Raw genomic sequence first — 22,201 nt, 5'->3', positions numbered from 1 at the left:
CTCTTGTCAATTTTGTCAATGTGAGGTTTTCCCGGGGGGGGCGCTGATTTTGGGCGACCGGCGTGAAAGTCTTTTCAGACCTCGGTCTCAAAGGGCTTGAAAGGCTCGATAGAATGAATTCATGGCAACGAAAAAACCTGTTAATCCCACGCTGCCGACCGTAACACCCCGAACGCCCGATGGCGGTGATTCGGTGGTGCTCGAGAGACGCTCCCAAAAAATTGAACCACCACAGATGTACCAGGTGGCGATGCTGAACGATGACTACACCCCCATGGAGTTCGTGGTGATGGTGATTCAAGAGTTTTTCAGCAAAGACCGTGAAGCGGCGACCCAAATCATGCTCAAGATCCACCTGGACGGCAAAGGTGTTTGCGGCGTTTACTCCCGTGATGTCGCTGCCACCAAGGTGGACCAAGTGCTTGACGCCGCCAAACAGGCCGGTCATCCGCTGCAATGTGTCAGTGAACCCATTGAATAGTGGGCATTACCCCCCACATCGTCTTTATCTCTCTCAGCAAGGCAAAAAGGAAATCACATGATTGCCCAAGAATTGGAAGTCAGCTTGCACATGGCCTTTGTCGAGGCCCGTCAGCAGCGCCACGAATTCATCACGGTCGAGCACCTGCTGCTGGCCTTGCTGGATAACCCGAGCGCCGCGGAGGTCCTGCGCGCTTGCGCCGCCAACATCGATGACCTGCGCACGGCCTTGAGCAATTTCATCAAGGACAACACCCCGCAGGTCGCAGGGACCGAAGAGGTGGACACACAGCCCACCTTGGGCTTCCAGCGCGTCATTCAACGCGCCATCATGCATGTGCAATCCACAGGCAGCGGCAAAAAGGAAGTGAACGGTGCCAACGTGCTGGTCGCCATCTTTGGCGAAAAAGACTCGCATGCCGTGTATTACCTGCACCAGCAAGGCATCACCCGCCTGGATGTGGTGAATTTCATCGCCCATGGCATCCGCAAGAGCGATCCGCCAGAAGCGGCCAAATCGGCTGAAAATCCTTCCAGCAGCGAAGGCGAGGAGGGCGGTGGCGGTGGTGAGCGCAGCGAAAAAGCATCACCCCTTGAGCAGTACACCAACAACCTGAACCAGGCAGCCAAAGAAGGCAAGATCGATCCGCTGATCGGCCGCGAGTACGAAGTCGAGCGCACGATTCAGATCTTGTGCCGCCGTCGCAAAAACAACCCGCTGCTGGTGGGCGAGGCCGGCGTGGGTAAAACCGCGATAGCCGAAGGCCTGGCTTGGCGCATCACCCAGGGCACAGTACCCGAGATTCTGGCTGAGGCGACGGTGTATTCGCTGGACATGGGCGCACTGCTGGCTGGTACGAAATACCGGGGTGATTTTGAGCAACGCCTCAAAGGGGTTCTCAAAGCCTTGAAAGACAAACCCAACGGCATCCTGTTCATTGACGAAATCCATACCCTGATTGGTGCGGGCGCTGCTTCAGGTGGAACGCTTGACGCGTCCAACCTGCTCAAGCCTGCGCTTTCGAGTGGCCAGCTCAAGTGCATCGGTGCGACCACCTTCACCGAGTACCGTGGCATCTTCGAAAAAGATGCGGCTTTGAGCCGCCGTTTCCAGAAAGTGGACGTGGTCGAGCCCACGGTGTCAGAGACCGTGGACATCCTCAAAGGGCTCAAGAGCCGTTTTGAAGACCACCACAGCGTCAAGTACACCATCGCCGCTTTGCAGGCCGCTGCCGAGTTGTCGGCCAAGTTCATCAACGACCGCCAATTGCCTGATAAAGCGATTGACGTGATCGACGAGGCGGGCGCTGCTCAGCGCATCCAGGTCGCGTCCAAACGCAAGAAAACCATTGGCAAGGCCGAGATCGAAGACATCGTGGCCAAGATCGCACGCATCCCGCCAGCCAACGTGTCCAATGACGACCGCAGCAAGCTGCAAACCATCGAGCGCGACCTCAAGTCGGTGGTGTTTGGCCAGGACAAGGCGCTGGAAGTGCTGGCCTCGGCCGTCAAGATGGCCCGCTCGGGCCTGGGCAAAACCGACAAGCCGATTGGCTCCTTCCTCTTCTCGGGCCCCACGGGCGTGGGCAAGACCGAGGCGGCCAAGCAACTGGCCTATATCCTGGGCATCGACCTGATCCGCTTTGACATGTCCGAGTACATGGAGCGCCATGCGGTGAGCCGCCTGATCGGTGCGCCTCCGGGCTATGTGGGCTTTGACCAAGGCGGCCTGCTGACCGAAGCCGTGACCAAGAAGCCGCATTGCGTGCTCTTGCTCGACGAGATTGAAAAAGCGCATCCGGACATCTTCAACGTGCTGCTGCAGGTCATGGACCACGGCACCTTGACGGACAACAACGGACGCAAGGCCGACTTCCGCAACGTGATCATCATCATGACCACCAACGCCGGAGCCGAGACCATGAACAAAGCCACCATTGGTTTCACCAACCCGCGTCAAGCGGGCGACGAAATGGGTGACATCAAACGCCTGTTCACCCCTGAGTTCCGCAACCGCCTGGATGCCATGGTCAGTTTCAAGCCGCTGGACGAGCAGATCATCCTACGCGTGGTGGATAAATTTTTGCTGCAACTGGAACAGCAACTGGGCGAGAAAAAGGTCGAAGTCACCTTCACCGACGCACTGCGCAAGTTCCTGGGCAAGAAGGGTTTCGATCCGCTCATGGGCGCACGCCCGATGCAGCGCCTGATTCAGGACACCATCCGCAAAGCCCTGGCCGACGAGTTGCTGTTCGGTCGCTTGACCGAGGGGGGCCGCCTGACGGTGGACATCGATGACAAGGATGAGGTGCTGCTGGACATCACGCCCAACCCGAAGAAGGAAAGCCGGGCTTCTCGTTCTGAACCCACTGAGCCGGAAGAAGCGACGGCCAGCTGACCTTTTGTCGGCTTGTACGCCGCAGACAAAGCAAAAAAGGAGGCCTTTTCAGGCCTCCTTTTTTTTGTGAGGAAATGGGACAAATCAAGGTGATCTGTGCGTCAATTGACCATGACCAGCTTGCCTTTGACGCTGCGTGAGCCCATCAAGGTGTAAGCCGCCTTCAAGTCGTTCATGGGCATCGTGCGGTCAATGACGGGTTTGATCTTGCCTTGCCCGTACCACTGGGCCAGCTCGCCCATCATGGCCGCATTGGCCTGAGGTTCGCGCCGGGCGTAGTCTCCCCAGAACACGCCGACCAGAGACGCGCCCTTGAGCAAAGGCAGGTTCAAGGGCAGGGCAGGAATAGGGCCGCCTGCAAAACCCACCACCAAGTAGCGGCCACGCCACGCGATGGAGCGGAAGGCCGGCTCGGCCAAGTCGCCGCCCACGGGGTCATAGATCACATCGGGACCACGGCCTTCGGTCAGCGTTTTCAGGGCTTCGCGCAGGTTCTCGCGGCTGTAATTGATGGTGGCATCCGCGCCCAGCGAGGTGCACAGCGCACATTTTTCGTCGGTGGATGCCGCGGCAATCACTTTGGCACCCATGGCCTTGGCGATCTGGATAGCGGCCGTGCCCACGCCGCCTGCTGCGCCCAGCACCAGCACCGTTTCACCAGCTTTCAAGGCCGCCCGGTCGACCAATGCGTGGTGAGAGGTGGCATAGGTCATGATGAAGGCCGCGCCATCGACGGCAGAGAAACCAGCGGGCAAGGGCATGCAAAGCTTGCCAGGTGCCAAGGTGTGGGTACCAAAGCCCCCGGTGCCTGACAGGCAAGCCACGGTTTGGCCCACTTTCAGGTGGGTCACGCCTTCGCCAAGGGCTTGCACCGCGCCTGCGTATTCTGAACCCGGCACAAATGGCAAATCAGGCTTCATTTGGTATTTGTTTTGAACAATCAGCAAATCCGGAAAGTTCAGACTGGCCGCCTGAATTTCGATCAGGACTTGCCCTGGACCTGGCGTTGGCGTGGGCAGTTCTTTCCAAGTCAGCGCTTCAACCCCGACCGGGTTCTCGCAAAGCCAAGCGTGCATGCATCTTCTCCTTGTGTCATGTTGGATGTGTGGGTGCATCTTAGGCAGACAGAGGGCCCTCACCATGTCCCCCTAGCGACGAATTTGACAGTGCGCCACGAGCGTAGCTGCCGCCTACAATCGAGCCATTGACAGGGACACAGCATGAAAATTCTCATTTCCAACGACGATGGCTTTCGCGCAGAGGGGATCGTGGCCCTTTACGAGGCGTTGAAAAGCATTGCGGACGTGGAAGTGGTGGCGCCCGAGCACAACAACAGCGCCAAATCCAATGCTTTGACCTTGCACACCCCTTTGTATGTGAACCGTGCGGACAACGGCTTTCGCTATGTCAATGGCACCCCTGCGGATTGCGTTCACATCGCCTTGACGGGCTTGTTGGGCTACCGGCCTGATTTGGTGATCTCTGGCATCAACAACGGCGCGAACATGGGGGACGACACCCTTTATTCGGGCACCGTGGGCGCGGCCATGGAAGGCTATCTGTTCGGCATTCCGGCCCTGGCCGTTTCTCAAATGGACAAAGGCTGGGCGCATCTGGATGCAGCGGCGGTCAAAGTCAAGGAACTCGTGCAACAAATGCAGGCGGGTGATTTGATGGACACCAAGCCATGGCTGTTGAATATGAACATTCCCAACCTGCCGTTGGAAGAGATCAAAGCCGCCAAGCTGTGTCGCCTGGGTCGCCGCCATGCGGCCGAGCCGGTGATCACCCAAGTGGACCCCCGTGGGCAGACGATGTACTGGATTGGCAACGCCGGCCCTGCCATGGACGACAGCGAAGGCACTGATTTTCACGCGGCCGGTTTGGGCCATGTGGTGGTGACGCCGCTCAAGGTGGACTTGACCGATCACGCGCATTTGGATCACTGGACCCATGCTTTTAGCCGCTTGGCAGCGCAGGGCCGAGCATGAGCCAACGTCCTGGTTTTCCGGTCAAGCTGGCCAAGACCGGCGCTTCGGGGCCTTCTGGCAAAGTGCCTTCGGCTTTGCCTGTTCGTTCCGTCCAGACCCCGACAGCGCTTGCGCCCCGTGTGGCTTCCAGCGTCTCGGGTTTGGGGCTGGACTCGGGCGCGGTTCGCGCCCGCATGGTGCGCAAACTGGCAGAGCAGGGCGTCAAAGACACCCGCGTGCTCGATGCCATGGGTGTCGTGGAGCGGCACCGTTTTGTCGAAAGCGCTCTGGTCAACCAAGCCTACGAAGACACCAGCTTGCCCATCGGCTTGGGGCAGACCATCTCCAAACCCAATGTGGTGGCACGCATGGTCGAACTGCTGTGTCAGGACGCACCCGGTAAATTGGGCCGAATCCTAGAGATTGGTACGGGTTGTGGCTACCAGGCCGCCGTCTTGAGCCATGTGGCCACCGAGGTGTACAGCATCGAGCGCCTGCGAGGCTTGCACGAAAAGGCCCGCACCAACTTGCGCCCTTTCAGGTTGCACAATGTGCACCTGATCTTTGGGGATGGCATGTTGGGCTACCCCAAGGGGGCTCCCTACGCGGGCATCATCTCGGCAGCGGGCGGAGATGCTGTCCCTGACACCTGGCTGGACCAACTGGCAGTCGGTGGCCGTCTGATTGCCCCGACCATCACGCCTGCAGGTCATCAAGCGTTGGTGGTTATTTTGAAAACGGCACAAGGTTTTGAGCGCCAAGTGCTCGAAGCGGTTCATTTTGTCCCTCTAAAATCAGGCGTTGCCTGAACAAGTAAAGCCCGATGACTTCATCCTTTCATTTTCGTCCCATGGTGTTGATGGCTTCGTCCCTTGCATTGCTCGCAGGATGCACTTCTTCGCCCCGCACGCCAGCCCCTGTGGAGGATCGAACCACCATGGGTCGATCGTCCACACCCACGGCAACGCCTGCTGCTGAAGCGCCCAAGCCGTTGCCTGGCAGTGAAAACGCTGGCAAACCCGGTTATTACACGGTGCAGCGGGGCGATACGCTCACCCGCATTGGCCTGGACAACGGGCAAGGATGGCGCGATCTGGCCCGTTGGAACAACCTGACCAACCCCGATCTGATTGAAGTGGGCCAAGTGCTGCGGGTGTCGCCACCCGGTGGTGCGGTTGAAACATCGGGCGTGGTGGTTCGCCCCATCGCGTCAAGTGGTCCATCATCGTCGGTCACCACCCAAGACAATGCAGGCAATAAAGAGCCAACCAAAGAAAGCGCCAGCAAGCCCAATGCCAATGCCAATGCTCAAGCCATGCAGTTCATTTGGCCAAGCCAAGGCAAATTGATCAGCAAGTTCGATGCGAACAACAAAGGCATTGAAATTGCCGGGAAAAAAGGCGATCCGGTTTTGGCCGCTGAATCGGGCAAGGTCGCCTATGTCGGCGAATCTTTGAGAGGCTATGGCAAGTTGATTCTGATCAAACACAATGGCTACCTGACGGCTTACGGACACAACGATAAATTCAGTGTCAAAGAAGACCAATTGGTGACCAAAGGCCAAAAGATTGCCGAAATGGGCAATACCGACGCCGATGCCTACAAGCTCAAATTCGAAATTCGGGACACAGCGGGTAAAGCATTGAACCCCGTCACGTTGTTGCCTCAACGTTAAAAATCCATGGCCTGGCCCGTCCTGGTCTTTGACATCGAGACCCTTCCTGATGTCGCCGGGTGGCGCAAGCTGCACCCGGTGTCACCTGATTTAACCGATGAGCAAGTGCACGCGCAATGGACGGCCGAGCGGGCAGAGCAGGGCAAAAGCGACTTCATGCCTTTGTATTTGCAGCGGATTTTGGTGATCAGCTGCGTTTTCGCAATGCCGAAGGGTTGCGCGTCCATTCTTTTGTGGATCGCGATGGCCAAAGTGAGGGCCGGATCGTTCAGACTTTTTTCAACACCATCGAAAAGCACGAGCCCCAGTTGGTGAGCTGGAATGGCAGCGGGTTCGATTTGCCGGTGTTGCACTACAGGGGCCTGCAGCATGGTGTGGTGGCCGACAAATACTGGGACATGGGTGAGGGCGGTAACGCCAGTGACCGCGAGTACAAGTGGAACAACTACATCTCACGCTATCACCTGCGTCACCTTGACCTGATGGACTTGCTGGCCAAATACACCCCCAAAAACAACGCCCCCATGGACGCGATGGCCAAACTTTGCGGCTTTCCCGGCAAGTTGGGCATGGACGGCTCTCAGGTGCATGCGCAGTTTTTGGCAGGTCAAACCGAAGACATTCGGCGTTATTGCGAAACCGATGTGATGAACACCTATTTGCTTTATTGCCGCTTTCAGAAGATGCGCGGCGGCTTGACAGAAGCTGAATACGAGCAAGAAATCAGCTTCGTCAAAGACAGCGTCGGCGCCTTGGCCGGGCAAGAACCCCATTGGCAGGAATATTTGCAAGCCTGGAACTGAGTTTTATGGGGCAAAGTGACTCGCCCATCGCCAAGTCAGCTGCTACATCCTGAGACAATCGGGGCATGAGCGAACAAGACATTTCCCTTTCAACAGCCCTCACCGAGACTGAAAACCACGCCAGCACGGATTTGCCGGAAGGCTGGTTGCGTGTGGACGCCCTGGACATGGAAGCCCAAGGCATCGCCCGCAGGCCCGATGGCAAAGTGGTTTTCATCGAAGGCGCCTTGCCTTTTGAGGTGGTTTCTGTCCAGGTCGGACGCAAAAAAAGCAGCTTCGAGCACGGCAGCGTGACCGAGATTCACCATGAATCTTCGCAACGCGTGCGCCCTGGCTGCCCAAATTTTGGGCTGCACACAGGCTCTTGCGGCGGCTGCAAAATGCAGCACTTGGAGGTTTCGGCCCAAGTGGCCATCAAGCAACGCGTGCTCGAAGACAATTTGTGGCATTTGGGAAAGGTCAAAGCCGAAACCATGCTGCGCCCCATCGAGGGGCCCACTTGGGGTTACCGCTACCGCGCGCGCTTGTCGGTTCGCTATGTGATCAAAAAGGGCGAAGTGCTGATTGGGTTTCACGAACGCAAGAGCCGCTACATCGCCGACATGAAGGTGTGCCCGGTATTGCCGCCCCATGTGAGTCATATGCTGTTGCCGCTGCGCGAGCTGATCAGCCAAATGGCTGCCCGAGAAAGCCTGCCTCAGCTCGAGCTGGCGTGCGGCGACGAAGTCACCGCTTTGGTGTTGCGCCACTTGGAGCCCTTGAGCGATGGCGATAAAGCCTTGTTGCGCACGTTTGCCGCTGAGCAAAATGTGCAATGGTGGCTGCAGCCCAAAGGGCCTGATACGGTGCATTTGCTGGACGAGGGCGGTCCGCAACTGAGCTACGGTCTGCCCGACTTTGGCATCACCATGCCCTTCAGACCGACCGATTTCACCCAGGTCAACCCCTTCATCAACCGGGTCTTGGTGTCCCGCGCTTTGCGTTTGTTGCAAGCACAAAAGCACGAGCGTGTGATCGACTGGTTCTGCGGTTTGGGCAACTTCACCTTGCCCATCGCCACGCAAGCGGGTGAGGTGCTGGGCATTGAAGGTGCCGAGACGCTGGTCGCTCGGTCGCGTGACAACTACGCCCGCAATCAGGCAGACCGCGCAGCGGGGCAAGCTCTGGCGCCCACCCAATTCGTGGCCCGCAACCTGTTTGACATGACCCCTGAGATGTTGGTGGCCGATGGCACGGCTGACAAATGGCTGGTGGACCCACCCCGTGAAGGTGCTTTTGCCTTGAGCAAAGCCCTTGCGGAGCTGAACGAAAATCGCGATTTGCGCCAAGGCTGGACGCCTCCGCAACGCATCGTTTACGTGAGCTGCAACCCGGCGACCTTGGCACGCGATGCGGACATTCTGGTCCACCGTGCGGGTTACCGCTGCGTGAGTGCTGGGGTGATCAACATGTTTGCGCACACGGCGCACGTGGAAAGCATGGCGGTGTTTGAACTGGCTTGAGTCAGACATCAGGCCATGCACCAACAACAAAGGCTCCCGAGGGAGCCTTTGTTTTGAGGGAAACGAGACCGATCAGTCGCGTTCGCCACCCATGATGCCCAGCAAGGCCAACAGGCTTTGGAACACGTTGAAGATGTCCAGGTACAAGGCCAAGGTGGCGCTGATGTAGTTGGTCTCGCCGCCGTCGATGATCTGCTTGAGGTCATACAACATGTAAGCGCTGAAGATGCCGATGGCCATGACCGAAATCACCATCATGCCGACGGTGGAGCCCACAAACACGTTGATGATGCCGCCGATCATGATGGCCAATGCGCCGACAAACAGCCATTTGGACATGCCTGAAATGTCACGCTTGATGGTGCTGGCCAAGCTGGCCATGACAAAGAACACACCGGCTGTGCCTGCAAATGCGGTCATGATCAGGTCGGAGCCGTTTTTGAAACCCAGCACCATGGCGATCATGCGCGAGAGCATCAGGCCCATGAAGAAGGTGAAGCCCAGCAGCACGGGAACCCCCGCAGCCGAGTTCTTGGTTTTCTCGATGGCGAACATGAAGCCGAAGGCCCCTGCCATGAAAACGACCAGCCCCAAACCGCCTGAAAGCGAGCGGGTGATGCCGGTGGCCACGCCCAGCCAGGCCCCCAGGACGGTCGGCAGCAAGCTCAGGGCCAGCAGCCAATAGGTGTTGCGCAGCACGCGGTTGCGAGAAGCCAGATCGGCGCCGTGGCCCCAGTCTGTGGTGTTGAGTGTGCGAAGGTCGCTCATGGTTTATCTCCTAAACATGCCTTTGGATCAGGCTTTGTCATTGTAGGGTCCGGGCGAGCAGGTCTCAATATCCGCCAGATGATGGGGTTATCCGGGTGAATCAGTTTTGCGTTGAGGTGAGCAATGAACAGGCTTTTGCCCGTGTATGCTTGCGTTTTTCAAACTCAGCCCCCCTAAAGCCATGAAAACACAAGCCACCCTCGAACTGTCCGATGTCAAAGCCATTGCGGCAGCCGCTGAAGCCGAAGCGATGAAAAACAACTGGGCCGTGAGCATTGCCATTGTGGACGCAGGTGGTCACTTGTTGCATTTCGCCCGCCTGGATGGCGCAGCACCTGTTTCTTCGCACATTGCCCCGGCCAAAGCCAATACAGCAGCCTTGGGCCGTCGCGAAACCAAGGGTTATGAAGACGTCATCAATGGTGGTCGCACCTCCTTTTTGTCGGCCCCGACCATCAAGGGCATGCTCGAAGGTGGCGTGCCGATCATGAAAGATGGCTTTTGCCTGGGCGCGGTGGGCGTCAGCGGCGTGAAATCCAATGAAGACGCGCAAATCGCCAAAGCCGGTATTGCGGCCATCGGCCTGTGATGCCCGAAGACTTGTCGGTCAGTTGAACGCTGACAGACCGGTCTTCTGCAAAAAAGCCCGCTGATCAGCGGGCTTTTTTGATTTTTGTGGGTTCAATCACAACAGAACAACCATACGTCACGGTCTATGTGGCAAACGGAAGCTGACTATAGCGAGTTTGCACAAAGTTCGGTTTGGCTGGAAGGTGACTGCAACTTGCCCGCGAGCGCCATCAGGGCTATCGGGCTGGGCCATAATCCCGTCAGTTATTTCTTGAATCCCTGACTGGAGCCCCCTCATGCCCGCTTACCGTTCCAAGACCTCCACCGCCGGCCGCAACATGGCGGGTGCCCGCTCTTTGTGGCGCGCCACGGGCATGAAGGACGATGATTTCAGCAAGCCGATCATTGCCATTGCCAACTCTTTCACCCAGTTCGTGCCCGGCCACGTCCACCTGAAAGACCTGGGCCAGCTGGTCGCCCGCGAGATCGAAGCCGCTGGCGGCGTGGCCAAGGAGTTCAACACGATTGCCGTGGACGACGGCATCGCCATGGGCCACGACGGCATGTTGTATTCGCTGCCCAGCCGCGACATCATTGCCGACTCGGTCGAGTACATGGTCAATGCGCACTGCGCCGATGCGATCGTGTGCATCTCCAACTGCGACAAGATCACCCCCGGCATGTTGATGGCCGCCATGCGTCTGAACATCCCGGTCATTTTTGTGTCGGGCGGCCCAATGGAAGCGGGCAAGGTGCGCCTGGCCAACCCTGAGACGAAAGTCATGGAGTTCAAGAAGCTCGACCTGATCGACGCCATGGTGATGGCCGCCGACGACAAGGTGAGCGATGCCGATCTGGCCGAAATCGAGCGCTCGGCTTGCCCCACCTGCGGTTCGTGCTCGGGCATGTTCACCGCCAACTCGATGAACTGCTTGGCCGAAGCTTTGGGCTTGGCTTTGCCAGGCAACGGTACGGTGGTGGCCACGCACGCGGACCGCGAGCAATTGTTCAAGCAAGCGGGCCGCACGATCGTTGACTTGTGCAAACGCTATTACGAGCAGGACGACGCGACGGTCTTGCCACGTTCCATGGGCTTCAAAGCGTTTGAAAACGCCATTGCGCTGGACATCGCCATGGGCGGCTCGACCAACACCATCCTGCACATCTTGGCCATTGCCCAAGAAGCTGAAATTGAATTCACCATGGCCGACATCGACCGCATGTCCAAAATCGTGCCACAGCTGTGCAAAGTCGCGCCCAATACCAACAAGTACCACATCGAAGATGTGCACCGAGCAGGCGGCATCATGGGCATCTTGGGTGAATTGGACCGTGCAGGCAAACTGCACACCGATGTGGGCACTGTGCTGGGCAAGACCATGAAAGAAGTCTTGGACGAGTGGGACATTGCACGCAACCCATCCGATGCGGTGAAGAAGTTCTACATGGCCGGCCCCGCTGGTATTCCCACGCAAGTGGCCTTCAGCCAGAACACCCGTTGGCCCAGCTTGGACACCGATCGTGCCGAAGGCTGCATCCGCTCCATCGATCACGCCTTCAACAAGGAAGGTGGTTTGGCTGTGCTGCGCGGTAACATCGCGCTGGACGGTTGTGTGGTTAAAACCGCAGGCGTGGACGACAGCCTGCTGGTGTTTGAAGGCCCGGCCCACGTGGTCGAGTCGCAAGACGAAGCCGTCGAAAACATCCTGGGTGACAAGGTCAAGGCGGGCGACATCGTGGTCGTGCGCTACGAAGGCCCCAAAGGCGGCCCCGGCATGCAGGAAATGCTCTACCCCACGAGCTACATCAAGTCCAAGGGCCTGGGCAAAGCCTGCGCCTTGCTGACCGATGGACGTTTCTCGGGCGGCACTTCGGGTCTGTCCATCGGCCACTGCTCGCCCGAAGCGGCGGCGGGTGGCACGATCGGTCTGGTCAAAAATGGCGATCGCATCCGCATCGACATCCCCAACCGTTCAATCAACGTGCTGGTGAGCGACGAAGAGCTGGCCAAGCGCCGTGTGGAACAAGACAAGCTGGGCTGGAAGCCCGTGTTGCCGCGTCCACGCAAAATCTCGGCCGCGCTCAAAGCGTATGCCTTGCTGGCCACTTCGGCTGACAAAGGCGCGGTGCGCGATTTGTCGATGCTCAAATAAGCGCAAAAGGCTGGACCGCACGGTGATTGCCCCACATTGCGGGCACAATCTCACGCCATGCTGATCCATCCTCAAATCGACCCCGTGGCCCTGCAACTGGGGCCACTGGCCATCCACTGGTATGGCCTGACTTATCTGGCGGCTTTCGGCCTGTTTTTTGTTCTGGCCACTCGGCGTCTGGGCCATTTGCCCTTCAAAAATCTGCCGCAATGGCAAAAGCAGGACATTGAAGACATCCTTTTTCTGGGTGTGTTGGGTGTCATCCTTGGTGGGCGCATCGGTTATTGCCTGTTTTACAAACCGGCTTACTACCTGGCCAATCCATTGGAGATTTTTGCGGTTTGGCAAGGCGGCATGAGCTTTCACGGCGGCATGCTGGGTGTGATCGCGGCGATGGTCTGGTTTGCGTGGTCGCGTCAAAGGCCATTTCTGCAGGTCATGGACTTTGTGGCGCCTTGCGTGCCCACGGGCCTGGCGGCAGGGCGTGTTGGCAACTTCATCAACGGCGAACTCTGGGGTCGCGTGGCCGACCCGAGCCTGCCCTGGGCCATGCTGTTCCGTGGGGCTGGCGATGTGCCGCGCCACCCCTCGCAGATTTACCAGTTCCTGATGGAAGGCCTTTTGCTGTTCGTGCTGCTGTGGCTTTATGCCCGCAAGCCACGCCAGCAAGGGCAGGTGGCCTCGGCTTTCCTGTTCGGCTATGGTGTGTTCCGCTTTGTGGCCGAGTACTTCCGCGAGCCTGATGCGCACTTGGGGCTGCTCAGCCTGGGCATGAGCATGGGGCAGTGGCTGTGTGTGCCGATGATCGCGGGCGGTGCACTGCTTTGGCTGTGGTTTGGTCGCCGTTCGGCGTGAAGCTGAACGGTTTAGCTCAATGTCAGCGGTCCAGAGGCAGTACCGTGCTTTCCTTGATTTCCTCCATCACCACATAGCTGTTGGACTGTGCGGGCACAGGAATTTTGTTGAGAATGGCGCCCAGCAGTTCCCGGTAGTCGTTCATAGCGCGCAATCGGGCCTTGACCAGGTAATCAAAGCTGCCTGAGACCAAATGGCACTCGAGCACTTCGGGCATCAGGCCGACCTCGCGCCGTACTGTCTCGAACACTTGGGGTGATTTCTGGGACAGGGTGATTTCAATGAAGACCAACAAGGGCTTACCCAAAGCTGCGGCATCGACGCGGGCATGGTAGCCAGTGATCAAGCCCTGGCGTTCCAGACGTTTGATGCGCTCCGAACACGGCGAGGTGGACAGGCCCACTTGTTCACCCACTTCGGTGACCGACATGCGCCCATGGCGTTGCAGCAGATCGAGAATTTTCAGGTCAATGCGGTCGGGATCGGACATTGTGCGGTCAAGGCCTGAGTTGAGCCTTGAATTCAGTTGAAGTTGCTGTATTTAAACATCAATTCCAGAAAGTTTCCCGTCATGAATCCATAACATCACCAGATCTCTAGTCATCAACGAGGTTGACATGAAAATTGTGGTTTTGGGTGGTGGTGTGATCGGTGTCAGCACAGCTTGGGCGCTGTTGCGTCAGGGGGCGGATGTCACCTTGATTGAGCGTCAGTCCGATGTGGCTCAGGAGACCAGCTTTGCCAATGCGGGCCAGGTTTCACCAGGCTATTCAACCCCTTGGGCCGCGCCCGGGATCCCGCTCAAGGCGCTGAAATGGCTCTTTCAGACCCATGCACCGCTGGCATTTCGCCCTGACGGCAGCTTGTTTCAGTGGCGTTGGATGGCGGCCATGCTGGCCAACTGCTCGGCTGACCGTTATGCGGTCAACAAAGAACGCATGATGCGCTTGTCTGAGTACAGCCGTGACTGCCTGCGTGTTTGGCGCGCTGAAACCGGGCTGGCCTATGACGCACGCAGCCAAGGAACTTTGCAGTTGTTTCGCACCCAGGCGCAGCTCGATGCCGCTGCGCGCGATGTGGCTGTGCTGCAGGAGTGTGGCGTGCCTTTTGAGCTGCTTGACGCTGCTGGAGTTAACCAGGCAGAACCTGCGCTGGCCAAGGCACAGGTGTCGATCAGTGGTGGTTTGCGCCTGCCCAACGACGAGACCGGCGACTGTCATTTGTTCACCCGTCAGCTGGCAGAACGCGCCAGTGCCTTGGGCTTGAAGCTTCGTTTGTCTTGCAGTGCGCAGTCGTTGCTGCGTGAAGGTGATCGTGTCACGGGCTTGCAGCTGGCAAGTCCCTCCGGTGCACCAGGGGAGCATGTGCTGGCCGACGCGGTGGTTCTGGCCGCAGGCAGTTATTCGCGCGACTTGCTTCAGCCACTGGGGCTCGACATTCCGGTGTACCCGGTCAAGGGCTATTCGCTCACCATGCCCCTCAGTGATGCCTCTTTGGCACCGCAATCGACTGTGCTGGATGAGACCTACAAGATCGCACTGACCCGCTTGGGGGATCGGCTGCGCGTGGGGGGGATGGCTGAGCTGGCCGGATTTGATTTGCAGCTGAATCCACGTCGCCGAGCCACACTTGAAAAAGTCACCCGCGAGCTCTTTCCGGGAGGGGACTTGGCACAGGCCCAGTTCTGGACGGGCTTGCGCCCCATGACGCCTGACGGAACGCCACTTGTGGGCGCGACACCGCTGGCAGGCCTTTACCTCAACACGGGGCACGGCACCCTGGGCTGGACCATGGCCTGCGGCAGTGCGCAGCTGTTGGCCGATGTGATCTCAGGTCGCCAGCCGGCCATTCGCACCGAAGGGCTCGACATGAGTCGCTACGGTGCACGGGGGGCCACAAGCCACCCGGGTCGGCTGGCGGCAGCCTGAGACACCTCAGGCTTGTGCTGGCCGCTTTTGCAGCCAGTCGCCCCGCACCGCCTCGTAGGCCGCAGCCACCTGCAACAAGGCCAGATCGCCTTGTGGTTTGCCGATCAGCTGCACGCCCATGGGCCAGCCGTGTGTCGGGTGAAAGCCTGCGGGCAGGCTGATGGCGGGTAGCCCCGCCAGCGTGGCGTAGATGGTGCATTCCATCCAGCGGTGGTAGGTGTCCATGGGGCGCGCGCCGATGTTTTGCGGCCAGCGCTCTTGCAGCGCAAACGGCCAGGTCTGAGCCACGGGCAGGGCCAGCACATCGTATTGGCCAAACAGACCCAGCAGGTGCTGGTAGAACGCGCTGCGCGTCTGGCTGGCTTGCATGAAGTCCATATAGGACAGCTTGAGCGAGTTCTCGTGCTCCCACAGGGCTTCGGGTTTGAGTTGGTCTTTGGCGCCCGGAATTTGCAGCAAGGCCGCCACCTTAGGGCCGACCAGCGCACGACGCCAGACCAACCAGCAGTCCCACAGCGCTTGCGCGTCAAAGCCCAACCCGATGGCGTCCACATGGGCACCTTGGCCCGCCATGTGCTGCAGTGCGTCCTGGCACACGTCCAGAATGCCGTCCTCCATGGCCAGATGGCCATTCAAATCGCCCAGCCAGCCTATACGCAGGCCAGGCATACCACGCAGCGCATCGGGTGTGTACTGCAATCCTGATGCATCAAGGTTGCCGCTGATGGACAAAGGTTGGCGGGCGTCATGGCCTGACTGTGTGGCCAGCAGGCGGGCGAGGTCGCGCACGCTGCGGGCCATGGGGCCTTCGGTGCCCAGCTGGTCCACCCACACATCGGCCCCAGGGCCAAAGGGCACGCGGCCTTGTGAGGGGCGCATGCCAAAAATGTGGTTCCAGCCCGCCGGGTTGCGCAGGCTGCCCATGAAGTCTGAACCATCGGCCACGGGCAGCAGGCGCTGGGCCAGCGCCACGGCCGCGCCGCCGCTGCTGCCGCCTGCGCTCACCGCCGTGTCCCAGGCGTTGGGCGTGGGGCCAAACAAGGTGTTGAAGGTGTGCGAGCCCAGGCCCAGCTCGGGCATGTTGGTTTTGCCGATCACAATCGCGCCCGCCGCCTTTATGCGCTCGGTCATGATGCTGTCCTTGGCGGGCAGCGCCGCTTGCAGCACCGCGCTGCCAAAAGTGGTCGGAAAGCCCACGGCGTGTCCGGTGTCCTTGATGGCCTGCGGGATGCCGTGCAGCCAGCCGCGAGACTGGCCGAGCGCCAGCTCGGCGTCGCAGGCCCGGGCTTGGGCCAGCAGGGTATCGGCCGGGGCGAGGTTGACGATGGCGTTGTAGGTGGGGTTGAGCTGCTCGATGCGGGCCAGATAGGCTTGCATCACCTCGGTGCAAGAAACCTGGCGCTGGTGGATGCGCCCGGACAGTTCGCTGGCGTTGAAGTCGGTGATCTGGGTCATTCGAGGGTGTTCTTTCACTTCCAGGACAGTGGGGGCGGCACAAAGCCGCACCATTCGGTTTCGAGCCAGCGGGCCATGTTCAGGCACAGCGGGTCGGCAAAGCTGTTGCCAATGATCTGCGCCCCGACGGGCAGACCGTCCGGGCTTTGCCCGATCGGGATCGCGGTGGCGGGCAAGCCCACCACACCGGGGTAGCCCGCCCAGAACAGGCTGTCGGTGTGGGGTTGGTCTTGGCCGTTGACCTGGAGCATGCGCTCCCAGCGCTCGCCTTGTTGGTTGTGCAAAAAGGCGGGCGAGGTGGCTACTGGGGTGATCAGCAGGTCCACCGTGTCAAAGTAGCTGCGCCACTGCGCCCGCAGCACGGCGCGTTGCTGGTCAAACTCAACCCAGTCGCGGTGCGTCATCGTGCTGCCGCGCCAGACGCGCTCGCGCATGGTGTCCAGCGCCGCGTCGGCTTGCTGGCCCAACGCCTGAAAGCGGGCAAAAGTCGCGTCGTCCAGCCAGGCGCCCGTGGCCGAGCGCAGCAGGTAGGAGTACACACGGTGCGACTGCGCGCTGTCCACCGGGCGGTGGTCGTCCAGCACGGTCACGCCTTGCGACCGCAAAAAGTCGGCCAGCGCATGCAGCCGGTCTTGGATGCTCTGGTCCACCCGCGCTTCGGGATCGTCGTAGACGATGGCCACGCGGCATTGCCAGGGGGCTTTGTCGGTTTGACGCCATTGGGCGGGCGTCCAACCCATGGGACCAAACTGTTGCAAGGGGGTGGTCAGCACCTGCATGGCCAGTTGCAGGTCCTGGGCGCTTCGCGCCAGTGGCCCGGCCACGGCGATGTCCAGGCTGTCAATGCAGCGCACACCGGGCAGCTGGTGGCCCTCCATGGGCACCACGCCCCAGGTGGGTTTATGGCCGTACACGCCGCAGTAATGCGCGGGGTTTCGGATCGAGGCACCGATGTCGCTGCCCAGCTCCAGCGGGGTCATGCCTGAGGCCAGCGCGGCGCTGGCTCCGCCCGACGAGCCGCCGGGTGTGCGCGTCAGGTCCCAGGGGTTGTGGGTGGTGCCATAGACCGGGTTGAACGACTGCCAGTCACCTAAAGCGACGGGCACATTGGTCTTGCCAAAGACTACGGCCCCTGCGTCCAGCAGGCGCTGCACGGCCACGGCGGGCTGCTGGGCGATGTTGTTTTTGTATTCCGGAAAGCCCCAGCAAGTGGGGGTGCCCGGCAGGTCGAAGGATTCCTTGACGGTCATGGGCAGGCCGTGCAGCAGCCCCCAGTCTTCGCCTCGCGCACGGGCTGCGTCGGCGGCAGCGGCGCGTTCGCGGGCGGCGTCAAAGGTGCGCACCACCACGGCGTTGATGCGGCCGTCGAGTTGCTCGACTCGCGCGATGTGCTGGGCCAGCAATTGGCTGCTGGTGACTTGGCCTGCACGCAAGAGCGCGAGCAGTTCGGTGGCGGTGCGGTCGGTGTAATCGGTCATGCCGGGCCTGAGTGTGTGCCAATGAAAAACCCGGGGATGCAAGTTGGTGTGTGCATGCCCGGGCCGTCGAGTGGTGCAGCGCTTTAGCGCCGCAGGGTTCAGGTCATTGAGGCTCGACTTTGGCGGCCTTGAACAGGGCGCGGTAGCGGGACACCTCCTGGGTGTAGAAGCGGTCGACTTCGGCCAGGCTCATGCCTGCTGGCACTTGGCTGCCGGTGCTGGTCATGCCTTTGACAAAGGCTTCGGACTTGATGGCCTCGTTCATGGCCTGGTTGAGTTTCTGCACCACGGCGTCGGGCGTGTTCTTGGCCACTTGCAGGCCGATCCAGATGTCAAACACGAAGTCGGACATGCCTTTTTGGGCGCTGATGGGTGCGGCCTCAGGCAGTTGGGGGTGGGGCGCTGTGGACGAGATGCCGATGATCTTGAAGCGGTTGTCCTTGACCATGCCAATGATGGGACCCGCGACCGGGACGAAGGCCATGTCCACGCTGTTGCCGCCCAGGTCGGTGTAGATCTGCACAGCCGCTTTGTAGGGCACGTGCAGCATGTCCAGTCCGGTCAGGGTTTTGAAGCGCTCACCCATGATGTGGTACAGCGAGCCCTGGCCCACGCTGGCGTAGCTGACTTGCTTGCCTTTGGCCCAGGCCAAGAATTCCGGGATGTTGTTGACCGGCAGGTCCTTGCGCACCGCCAGGCCGATCGAAGTGCGGCCCATCAGGCTGGCCATGCGGACTTCTTCGGGCTTGAACTTGACGGCCGACAGGGCCAGGGGGGCCATCACCAGCTCCATGGGGGTGCTCAGCAGCTGGTAGTAGCCGTCAGCAGGGGCTGCCAGCACTTTTTGAACGCCCAAAGCGCCGCTCACGCCGCCCAGGTTTTCGACCACCATTTTTTGGCCGAGTTGTTTTTCGTATTCGACCTGCATCAGGCGGGCCACCGCATCCGAAGGGCCGCCCGCAGGGTAGGGCACCATCACGGTGACCATCTTGTTGGGGAAGCCCTGTGCAGTGGCGCTGAGCACCATCAGGCTGCCCAGCAGGCCAGCGAGCAGTCGCGAAATCGTACGGCGTGAAATCATGGTTTGTCGTCCTCGGGTGTTGTGGTGGCGGCCGCACACGCTGCGGTCACGGGGAATCCACAGTCTGAACAACTTGCCCGTTTCCCTGTATCGAAAAATGGCAAACGCCGGGCGGGGTTTTCCCCAAAAGTGCCCGGCGGCCCGGTTTCAGGGCTGCTTTGCCAAACCCTGCACCGCCTGCTGCGCCGCTTGCAGGCCTTGGCGCCAGACCTGTTGCTGCCAGTCGCTGGAGGGCGGATTGAACGCTTCGCGCATGGTCGCCCGGATGGCCGCCTGCTGCGCGGGTGGGGCTTCGGGGTGCAAAGCCAGCCAATGGTCAGCGCGCATGGCCAGAATCATCTGCGCCAGCGGGAGGGTCCCAAACTCCAGGCAAATGCCCGTGTACTGGGCCTGCGGGCATTCCTCGTAGACGGCCATCTGGATCGGGCCGGACAAGGGCACGCTTTGGGACGTGCCCGTGTCCACCGAGGTGATGTCTGGCCCCCACCACTGGCGGGCGCGTTGCAAGGTGGCCCCGGTATCGGTGCAGGCAAAAATGCGCTCGCCGTGACCGTGTGGGCCCAGACCCGTGTGCAGGTCGATCCAAGCGATCTGCCGGGCCTGCCCCAGATGGTCTTGCAGCACTTGCCGGAAGGTGCGGTGGCTCCAGGTGGGGACGAGCCCGCCAAACCACACACCGTCTGGATATTGGTACTGCCCGCTGGTGATGGCCCGCTGCATGCGCCGATCACCCCATATCTGGGCGTGCGCCTGCAGCGCGGCGGTCTGATCGGGCGTGGGCGGCCAGTGCTCAGGCAGCAGCAGGGCGTGGATCTCGGCATAGTCGGCATTGACCGGCAGGGGCTGAGCAAAGTCGATGAAGTTGCGGTTGAGGTCGACGTTGTCTTCGTTGACCCGCCGTGCGTGCGAAAAACCGTGCGGGTTGACGGCATGCACATGCACCACCGCCACATCGGGGGGCAGTGTCAGTTGTTGCAACAGCCCGGTCTGGATGGCTGAGCCGCAAAAGCCCTCGATGCCGTGCACCGCGCTGGTGGTCATCAAAACTTTGGAGGCATTGGTCGGACCGTGCACGGCCACGTCCATGCCCAGGGCTTCGCCTTGCGCGCCGAGCAAGGGCAAGTTGACACTGTGCAACTTCGCCCCGCAGGCATCGGCAGCCTGTAAAAAGAGCGCACGGGCCTCGCGGTAGTTGGGGCAAAAGCGAGGTGTGTTCATGTTTGGGCCTTGCGCTGGTTCAGCCAGCCCGCCGCCAAGCCAAACAACACGATCATCAGGATGCCGCAGATGGCCAGGGCGTCGGGCAGGTGGTCAAACATCAGCCAGCCGCCCAGGGCGGAGAAGCCGATGGCGGTGTACAGGTAAGGCGAGAGGGTGGACGCTGGGGCTTTGGAGAACGCCAGCACAGTGAAATACTGCCCGTAAGACCCCGCCAGCGCCACGAACAGCAGCAGCGCCAAGTTCGGCCAAGGCATCTCTTTTGGCCAGAAAAATGGCAGGACCAGCGACAGGCACACCAAGCCAAACGCGCTGGTGCACAGCTGGATGGTCAGTGGCGAGTCCTGGCGTGCCAGGTAGCCCGTCAGGGTCTGAAAGCAGGTGTAGCAGACCACGCCCATCAGGGCCAGCGCTGCGCCCGTCGGGTCCACATGGCCACCCGGGCGCACCACCAGTAAAGCGCCACACAGGCCGCCTGCCACGCACAGCCAGCCGACAGTCGAGACGTGTTCCTTCATGACGAACCGGGCCACAAAGGTCACAGCGAGCGGCACCAGGCAATAGATGGCGGTGAACTCGGCCACGGGCATGCGCTGCAGTGCGCCGTAACCGCAGACGCTGCCGCCCACCACCAGAGCGCCGCGCAGCAGTTGCAGTCGCCACTGGCGCGTGCGCAGCAATTGCGGCGAGCCTTTGCGCCAGATGCTCACGCCCACCAGTCCGGTCTGTAGGGCGTAGCGTGTCCAGATGATGATGACCGGGGCCACGCTGAGCATCAGCTTTTTGCTGAAGGTGTCTTGCGTGGACAGGCAGGCCATGGCTGCCACCATGGTCAGGATGGCCGTCAGTCGGATGGCCTGGGCGGTGCTCATCGTTGGCGCAGGGTGTCCGAGGGCAGTTCGCCAAACAGGTGTTTGTAGTCCTGTGCGAACTGGCTCAGGTGCCAAAAGCCCCAGTGCGAGGCGATGTCTTGGATGGTTTCGCCCGGCGCTGCCTGGCGCAGGGCGCGGCGCACGCTGTTCAGCCGCAGCGAGCGCAGATACTTGATGGGCGTGGTGCCCAGCACATCCTGAAAACAGTAGTTGAGCTTGCGCCGACTTGTGCCCACACGGCTGCACACCTCCAGGATGGACAGGGGCTCGTCGGCATGGCCCATCATCAGCTCGCAGGCCCGGTCCACCAGTTTTTTGCGCCGCTCCAGGTTGGGCAACTCGGACGTGTCGACTTGGGCAGGCAGGGCTTCGAGCCATTCCATCAGGATCTCGTCGCGCAGCTGGCGCAAGGCTTGCGGGTCGTGCTGGCGGTGCGCCAGAGCGCTGGCCTGGTCCAGCACCGTGAGCTGCAGGTCGCGCAGGTTCTGCGCTTTGATGTCGGTGGTTTGCAGCACCAGCTGCTTTTCAAGCCAGTGCGCCAGGGGTTTTTGGTACATGCGCTCCCACAGTGGGTTGAGCAGGCTGCGCTCCACCACCACCGCGATCAGGGTGAAGTGGGGCGGCGTGGTCAGGTCCACCTCGTCGCCCTTGCCGCACATGATGGCGTGGGCTGGCACCCGTTGGCCGTTGAAAAACAGATCGGGGGAATCTTGCAAAGCCATGGCAAAGCCGTACACGCTGTCATCGAGCCGACCGCGCTGACGCAAGGCGATGCTGGTGTCCTCGCGCAGCAGGGTCACCTCGGGCAGCTGCACCTGGTGGATGCGCCCCTTGAATTGGCCGGGCGAGAGCTGTTCGTAATGCAGCGCCCAGCCCTGTTGGGCCAGGGCGTGCTGGTCCATGTCCTGGGTGTCGAGCACCTGGACCCAGGGTGAATCAGGGGCGTGATGGGGGGCGGAGGAACCCATCACAGTCAGAAAACGCAGCGCAAATGC

At 60.5% G+C, this 22,201-nt stretch carries 19 protein-coding genes and 1 pseudogene; 11 read left to right on the top strand and 9 right to left on the bottom strand.

From position 1 onward, the window contains the following. The first annotated feature begins 121 nt into the window (after positions 1-121). Both clpS and clpA read left to right on the top strand, forming a co-directional pair. Positions 122-481 carry an ATP-dependent Clp protease adapter ClpS gene (gene clpS, locus B9Z37_RS00835; protein ID WP_108311178.1) on the top strand — a complete coding sequence of 120 codons (360 nt, stop codon included), beginning with the start codon at positions 122-124 and terminating at the stop codon, positions 479-481. Positions 482-538: 57 nt separating this feature from the next. Further along, positions 539-2,878: an ATP-dependent Clp protease ATP-binding subunit ClpA gene (gene clpA / locus B9Z37_RS00830; protein WP_108311177.1), complete on the top strand. Its 2,340-nt coding sequence runs from the start codon at positions 539-541 to the stop codon at positions 2,876-2,878. Positions 2,879-2,979: 101 nt separating this feature from the next. Here clpA and B9Z37_RS00825 read toward each other — a convergent pair whose 3' ends face one another. Continuing rightward, a complete protein-coding gene (locus tag B9Z37_RS00825) occupies positions 2,980-3,954 on the bottom strand; it encodes an NADPH:quinone oxidoreductase family protein (RefSeq protein WP_108311176.1) in 975 nt (324 codons plus the stop codon). A 144-nt stretch (positions 3,955-4,098) separates the two neighbouring features. Between B9Z37_RS00825 and surE the strand changes: the two genes are divergently transcribed. The 5 genes and pseudogenes from surE (at position 4,099) to rlmD (ending at position 8,828) form a co-directional block, all read left to right on the top strand. Continuing rightward, on the top strand, positions 4,099-4,869 hold the full coding sequence (gene surE / locus B9Z37_RS00820; RefSeq protein ID WP_108311175.1) for a 5'/3'-nucleotidase SurE: 771 nt from the start codon (positions 4,099-4,101) through the stop codon (positions 4,867-4,869). Continuing rightward, the gene (locus B9Z37_RS00815) at positions 4,866-5,657 is read left to right on the top strand and encodes a protein-L-isoaspartate(D-aspartate) O-methyltransferase (protein WP_108311174.1); all 792 of its coding nucleotides are present in this window, start codon (positions 4,866-4,868) and stop codon (positions 5,655-5,657) included. Before surE ends, B9Z37_RS00815 begins: the two co-directional genes overlap by 4 nt. A 14-nt stretch (positions 5,658-5,671) precedes the next feature. Further along, on the top strand, positions 5,672-6,523 hold the full coding sequence (locus B9Z37_RS00810; RefSeq protein WP_407067207.1) for a peptidoglycan DD-metalloendopeptidase family protein: 852 nt from the start codon (positions 5,672-5,674) through the stop codon (positions 6,521-6,523). Between the two features lie 6 nt (positions 6,524-6,529). Beyond that, a pseudogene (locus B9Z37_RS00805) lies at positions 6,530-7,326 on the top strand (3'-5' exonuclease). 65 nt (positions 7,327-7,391) lie between these two features. Beyond that, positions 7,392-8,828 (top strand): 23S rRNA (uracil(1939)-C(5))-methyltransferase RlmD, encoded by a 1,437-nt coding sequence (gene rlmD, locus B9Z37_RS00800; protein ID WP_108311173.1) that lies wholly within the window; start codon positions 7,392-7,394, stop codon positions 8,826-8,828. 72 nt (positions 8,829-8,900) lie between these two features. Here the strand turns inward: rlmD and B9Z37_RS00795 are convergent, their stop codons facing one another. Then, a complete protein-coding gene (locus B9Z37_RS00795) occupies positions 8,901-9,596 on the bottom strand; it encodes a Bax inhibitor-1/YccA family protein (protein ID WP_108311172.1) in 696 nt (231 codons plus the stop codon). A 181-nt stretch (positions 9,597-9,777) separates the two neighbouring features. Here B9Z37_RS00795 and B9Z37_RS00790 point away from each other — a divergent pair, with 181 nt between their 5' ends. The 3 genes from B9Z37_RS00790 (at position 9,778) to lgt (ending at position 13,174) form a co-directional block, all read left to right on the top strand. Then, positions 9,778-10,185 carry a GlcG/HbpS family heme-binding protein gene (locus B9Z37_RS00790; RefSeq protein ID WP_108311831.1) on the top strand — a complete coding sequence of 136 codons (408 nt, stop codon included), beginning with the start codon at positions 9,778-9,780 and terminating at the stop codon, positions 10,183-10,185. Positions 10,186-10,462: 277 nt separating this feature from the next. Continuing rightward, positions 10,463-12,319 (top strand): dihydroxy-acid dehydratase, encoded by a 1,857-nt coding sequence (gene ilvD / locus B9Z37_RS00785; protein ID WP_108311171.1) that lies wholly within the window; start codon positions 10,463-10,465, stop codon positions 12,317-12,319. Positions 12,320-12,376: 57 nt separating this feature from the next. After that, on the top strand, positions 12,377-13,174 hold the full coding sequence (gene lgt, locus B9Z37_RS00780; protein WP_108311170.1) for a prolipoprotein diacylglyceryl transferase: 798 nt from the start codon (positions 12,377-12,379) through the stop codon (positions 13,172-13,174). Positions 13,175-13,196: 22 nt separating this feature from the next. On the opposite strand, the gene B9Z37_RS00775 is transcribed toward lgt, so the two are convergent. Continuing rightward, positions 13,197-13,664: a winged helix-turn-helix transcriptional regulator gene (locus tag B9Z37_RS00775; protein ID WP_108311169.1), complete on the bottom strand. Its 468-nt coding sequence runs from the start codon at positions 13,662-13,664 to the stop codon at positions 13,197-13,199. 127 nt (positions 13,665-13,791) lie between these two features. Here B9Z37_RS00775 and B9Z37_RS00770 point away from each other — a divergent pair, with 127 nt between their 5' ends. Further along, a complete protein-coding gene (locus tag B9Z37_RS00770; RefSeq protein WP_108311168.1) occupies positions 13,792-15,102 on the top strand; it encodes a D-amino acid dehydrogenase in 1,311 nt (436 codons plus the stop codon). 6 nt (positions 15,103-15,108) lie between these two features. Here the strand turns inward: B9Z37_RS00770 and B9Z37_RS00765 are convergent, their stop codons facing one another. The 6 genes from B9Z37_RS00765 to B9Z37_RS00740 all read right to left on the bottom strand — a co-directional run bounded on the left by B9Z37_RS00765 (position 15,109) and on the right by B9Z37_RS00740 (position 22,174). Further along, entirely contained in the window at positions 15,109-16,557 is a 1,449-nt protein-coding gene (locus tag B9Z37_RS00765; RefSeq protein WP_108311167.1) for an amidase, read from the bottom strand. A gap of 14 nt (positions 16,558-16,571) precedes the next feature. Next, positions 16,572-18,035, bottom strand: coding sequence for an amidase (locus tag B9Z37_RS00760; RefSeq protein WP_108311166.1), 1,464 nt, complete (start codon positions 18,033-18,035; stop codon positions 16,572-16,574). A 103-nt stretch (positions 18,036-18,138) separates the two neighbouring features. Then, positions 18,139-19,116 (bottom strand): Bug family tripartite tricarboxylate transporter substrate binding protein, encoded by a 978-nt coding sequence (locus B9Z37_RS00755; RefSeq protein WP_146179677.1) that lies wholly within the window; start codon positions 19,114-19,116, stop codon positions 18,139-18,141. Positions 19,117-19,263: 147 nt separating this feature from the next. Next, positions 19,264-20,334, bottom strand: coding sequence for a M14 family metallopeptidase (locus B9Z37_RS00750; RefSeq protein ID WP_108311164.1), 1,071 nt, complete (start codon positions 20,332-20,334; stop codon positions 19,264-19,266). Beyond that, positions 20,331-21,206 carry a DMT family transporter gene (locus B9Z37_RS00745; RefSeq protein ID WP_108311163.1) on the bottom strand — a complete coding sequence of 292 codons (876 nt, stop codon included), beginning with the start codon at positions 21,204-21,206 and terminating at the stop codon, positions 20,331-20,333. Before B9Z37_RS00745 ends, B9Z37_RS00750 begins: the two co-directional genes overlap by 4 nt. Further along, a complete protein-coding gene (locus tag B9Z37_RS00740; protein ID WP_108311162.1) occupies positions 21,203-22,174 on the bottom strand; it encodes a helix-turn-helix domain-containing protein in 972 nt (323 codons plus the stop codon). The genes B9Z37_RS00745 and B9Z37_RS00740 overlap by 4 nt, the downstream gene beginning before the upstream one ends. Positions 22,175-22,201: the final 27 nt, after the last annotated feature.

The organism is Limnohabitans parvus II-B4, assembly GCF_003063455.1.
In the GTDB taxonomy this organism is placed as follows: domain Bacteria; phylum Pseudomonadota; class Gammaproteobacteria; order Burkholderiales; family Burkholderiaceae_C; genus Limnohabitans_A; species Limnohabitans_A parvus.
This window is presented reverse-complemented; position numbering and strand designations above follow the sequence as displayed.